Raw genomic sequence first — 717 nt, forward strand, 5'->3', positions numbered from 1 at the left:
CGAGAAATACCAGCTCAAACCCCGCGACTGGGCCACCGCCGAACGCGAGGGCACCACCATCGCCCCCCTCATCACCCGCCTCAACACCATCCGCCGCGCGAGCCCGGCCCTGCGCCAACTGCGCGATCTGCACTTCCACACCACGGACAAGGAAGAGGTGATCGCCTACTCCAAGCGGCAGGGATCGAACACGGTTCTGGTGGTCGTGAACCTCGACCCCCGCCACACCCAGGAGGCCACGGTCTCGTTGGACATGCCGCAACTCGGCCTGGACTGGCACGAGTCGGTGCCGGTGCGCGACGAGCTGACCGGCGAGACCTATCACTGGGGCAGGGCCAACTATGTGCGCCTGGAGCCGGGCCGTACGCCCGCGCACGTCTGCACGGTTCTGCGACCGTCCCACCCGCAGATCGGAGGGTCACTCACCACATGATCGTCAACGAGCCCGTGCCGGACACCTTCGAGGACACCCCCGCCAAGGACCGCGACCCGGACTGGTTCAAACGAGCCGTCTTCTACGAGGTCCTCGTCCGCTCCTTCCAGGACAGCAACGGCGACGGCATCGGTGACCTCAAGGGCCTGACCGCCAAACTGGACTACCTGCAATGGCTCGGCGTGGACTGCCTCTGGCTCCCGCCCTTCTTCAAGTCGCCCCTGCGCGACGGCGGGTACGACGTCTCCGACTACACCGCCGTCCTGCCCGAGTTCGGCGACCTC

General features: G+C 66.9%; 1 protein-coding gene and 1 pseudogene. Both read left to right on the forward strand.

The genetic code is table 11. The annotated features are described in order from the left end of the window. Positions 1 to 433, forward strand: a pseudogene (locus tag IG88_RS0137815) (alpha-1,4-glucan--maltose-1-phosphate maltosyltransferase); the annotation flags it as partial. After that, on the forward strand, positions 430 to 717 hold a 288-nt coding region (locus IG88_RS0137820), incomplete at its 3' end, for an alpha-amylase family glycosyl hydrolase (RefSeq protein ID WP_031051458.1). The pseudogene IG88_RS0137815 and the gene IG88_RS0137820, both read left to right, overlap by 4 nt.

Origin of the sequence: Streptomyces sp. NRRL F-5650, assembly GCF_000721365.1 — a bacterium.
Classification (GTDB): Bacteria; Actinomycetota; Actinomycetes; order Streptomycetales; family Streptomycetaceae; genus Streptomyces; species Streptomyces ardesiacus.